This is a genomic window from Streptomyces sp. 150FB, from assembly GCF_000818195.1.
Lineage (GTDB): Bacteria > Actinomycetota > Actinomycetes > Streptomycetales > Streptomycetaceae > Streptomyces.
The window spans coordinates 1,096,459-1,099,758 of the sequence record NZ_JTHL01000001.1 but is presented as its reverse complement, the minus strand read 5'-3'; the positions used below and the strand labels follow the sequence as shown (position 1 = coordinate 1,099,758).

The following is a 3,300-nucleotide window of genomic DNA, read 5'->3' as shown; positions in this document are numbered from 1 at the left end:
GAGCGGCGGGCCGCCGGGCCGCCGGGTGTGAGATCGGCCCCCGATCGCGGCCCGGGGACCGTCGCCCGTTGACACCGCGTGTCAGGGCTTCTAGCGTCTGTCTGCTGTACCTACTAAGCGGTTGCTCAGTGACTGGGGAGCCGCGGAACCCTAGGGCGAGGAGATTCAGGGATGTCCACCACCGAGCAGCGTGTCGCCATCGTGACCGGGGCGGCCCGGGGAATCGGCGCGGCGACCGCCGTCCGACTGGCCGCCGAGGGGCGCGCCGTCGCCGTACTCGACCTCGACGAGGCGGCCTGCGCGGACACCGTGGAGAAGATCACGGCGGCCGGTGGCACCGCGCTCGCCGTCGGCTGTGACGTCTCCGACAGCAAGCAGGTGGAGGCCGCTGTCGCACGGGTCACCGACGAACTCGGCGCACCGACGATCCTCGTCAACAACGCCGGGGTGCTCCGCGACAACCTCCTCTTCAAGATGAGCGAGTCCGACTGGGACACCGTGATGAACGTGCACCTCAAGGGCGCGTTCCTGATGGCCAAGGCTGTCCAGAAGCACATGGTCGACGCGAAGTTCGGCCGGATCGTCAGCCTCTCCTCCAGCTCCGCCCTGGGCAACCGCGGTCAGGCCAACTACGCCGCCGTCAAGGCGGGGCTCCAGGGCTTCACCAAGACCCTCGCCAAGGAACTCGGCAAGTTCGGCATCACCGCCAACGCGGTCGCCCCCGGCTTCATCGTCACGGACATGACCGCGCAGACGGCGGCCAGGATCGGCATGGACTTCGAGGAGTTCCAGGCCGCGGGGGCGGCCCAGATCCCGGTCCAGCGCGTCGGCAGGCCCGAGGACGTCGCCAACGCCATCGCCTTCTTCGCGGGCGACGAGGCGGGCTTTGTCTCGGGGCAGGTCATGTACGTGGCCGGCGGACCGCTCAACTGAATCCGGGGAGCAGCGACATGACTGAGCAGACGCAGCAGACGCAGCAGACGCAGACGCTGACACCGGGCGGGGCACCGGCACCGGAGAGCGGGAAGGTCGCGCTGATCACCGGTGCGAGCCGGGGCATCGGATACGGCGTCGCCGAGGCGCTCGTCGCCCGTGGCGACCGGGTGTGCATCACCGGACGTAACGAGGACGCGCTCAAGGCGGCCGTCGAGCGGCTCGGTTCCGACCGGGTGATAGGCGTACCCGGCAAGGCGCACGACGAGGCGCATCAGGCGGTCGCAGTCGACCGCGTCATGGAGGAGTTCGGCCGGATCGACTTCCTGGTGAACAACGCCGGTACGAACCCGGTCTTCGGCCCCATCGCCGACCTCGACCTGAACGTGGCCCGCAAGGTGTTCGAGAACAACGTCATCTCGGCGCTCGGCTTCGCGCAGCGGACCTGGAAGGCCTGGCAGAAGGAGAACGGCGGCGCGATCGTGAACGTCGCCTCGCTCGCCGGGATCTCGGCCTCCCCGTTCATCGGGGCGTACGGGATGAGCAAGGCGGCCATGGTCAACCTGACGCTCCAACTCGCCCACGAGTTCGCGCCGGGCGTACGGGTCAACGCCATCGCACCCGCCGTGGTCAAGACCAAGTTCGCCGAGGCCCTGTACGAGGGCAGGGAGGCGGAGGCGGCTGCCGCGTACCCGCTGGCGCGGCTCGGGGTGCCGGAGGACATCGGCGGCGCCGCCGCCTTCCTCACCTCCGACCAGTCGGCCTGGATCACCGGGCAGACGCTCGTCATCGACGGCGGCATCTTCCTCAACGCGGGCGTGGGCTGACAGGCCGGACAGCCGGACAGTCGGCCCGTGCCCGTCGCGTCGTGCCGCGGGTTTTGCGGCCGGTGGGCCGAGAACGCCCCGTCCGCCCTGGTCACCGGGGTGGCGGGGCGATTGTCAGTGACCCCCGGTAGGTTCAGTGGTCTTACAAGTGATCACTTTCCGGAGGTTGTTGACGTGACGGACACCGACATGCTGCCCGAGTCCTGGCGCGGCGTTCTCGGCGACGAACTGCAGAAGCCCTACTTCAAGGAGCTGACGGAGTTCGTCGAGGAGGAGCGGGAGCGCGGTCCGGTCTACCCGCCGCGTGAAGAGGTCTTCGCCGCGCTCGACGCCACCCCTTACGACCAGGTGAAGGTCCTGGTCCTCGGCCAGGACCCGTACCACGGCGCGGGACAGGGCCACGGCCTGTGCTTCTCCGTACGGCCCGGCGTCAAGACCCCGCCCTCCCTGCGGAACATCTACAAGGAGATGAAGGAAGAGCTGGGGCACCCGGTCCCGGACAACGGCTATCTGATGCCGTGGGCCCAGCAGGGCGTGCTCCTGCTCAACGCGGTGCTGACGGTCCGGGAGGCCGAGGCCAACTCGCACAAGGGCAAGGGCTGGGAGCAGTTCACCGACGCGGTGATCCGTTCCGTCGCCGACCGGCCCGATCCGGCCGTCTTCGTCCTCTGGGGCGCCTACGCGCAGAAGAAGCTCCCGCTGATCGACGAGGAGCGCCACACGGTCGTCAAGGGCGCCCACCCCTCCCCGCTGTCGGCGAAGAAGTTCTTCGGCTCCCGTCCCTTCACACAGATCAACGAGGCGGTGGCGGCCCAGGGACATGCCCCCATCGACTGGCGGATCCCCGACCTGGGCTGAGCCTGAGGGGGATTGTCGGTGGCGGCGGTTAGCGTCTGGATCGTCGGATCTGACCGGACGGGCGCGAAGGCGGCAGCGATGGAGCAGCAGCAGGCGTCGGAAGACGCACTCATGACCAGGATCGGGCAGGCGATCATGCTGCTCCACGGCGGTGACCGCGAGGAGGCGCGCAACCGGTTCGGTGAGATCTGGACCGAGCTGGGCGAGGCGGGCAACGCCTTTCAACGCTGCACGCTGGCGCACTACATGGCCGACACCCAGGACGACCCGGGCGACGAACTGGCCTGGGACCTGCGGGCGCTGACCGCCGCCGACACGGACCGTCCCGGGGCCGCGGTGCGCGGCTTCTACCCGTCGCTGCATCTCAACCTCGCGGCGGACTACGTGAAGCTGCGCCGGCCGGAAGCGGCGCGGCTGCACCTCGACGAGGCGCGCGCCGCGGCTGCGGACGTGCTGGGGGACGACGGGTACGGCAACGGCGTGCGCGCCGCGATCGACCGGCTGGAGCTGCGGCTGCGCGAGGTGTGAGACCCGGGGCGCAGGGCCCCGGGGGCGTCAGCGTCCGAGGGCCGCGTGGCAGACGCCGGCCTGTGGACTGTCGGCCGTCCAGTGCCCGTAGGCCCGGCCGAGGGCGCAGATGGCGCCGCCGGACAGGGGCGGCAGAGGTACGGCCACGGTCCCG

General features: G+C 70.2%; 4 protein-coding genes. All 4 read left to right on the top strand.

What is annotated here, in order from left to right:
• Nucleotides 1-171 precede the first annotated feature (171 nt).
• The 4 genes from fabG (at nucleotide 172) to QR77_RS04220 (ending at nucleotide 3,146) form a co-directional block, all read left to right on the top strand.
• The gene (fabG, locus tag QR77_RS04235; protein WP_040019736.1) at nucleotides 172-933 is read left to right on the top strand and encodes a 3-oxoacyl-ACP reductase FabG; all 762 of its coding nucleotides are present in this window, start codon (nucleotides 172-174) and stop codon (nucleotides 931-933) included.
• A 17-nt stretch (nucleotides 934-950) separates the two neighbouring features.
• Nucleotides 951-1,760, top strand: coding sequence for an SDR family oxidoreductase (locus tag QR77_RS04230; protein ID WP_078876474.1), 810 nt, complete (start codon nucleotides 951-953; stop codon nucleotides 1,758-1,760).
• 174 nt (nucleotides 1,761-1,934) lie between these two features.
• Nucleotides 1,935-2,618, top strand: coding sequence for a uracil-DNA glycosylase (gene ung, locus QR77_RS04225; protein WP_040019735.1), 684 nt, complete (start codon nucleotides 1,935-1,937; stop codon nucleotides 2,616-2,618).
• 78 nt (nucleotides 2,619-2,696) lie between these two features.
• Nucleotides 2,697-3,146, top strand: coding sequence for a tetratricopeptide repeat protein (locus tag QR77_RS04220; RefSeq protein WP_040019734.1), 450 nt, complete (start codon nucleotides 2,697-2,699; stop codon nucleotides 3,144-3,146).
• Nucleotides 3,147-3,300: the final 154 nt, after the last annotated feature.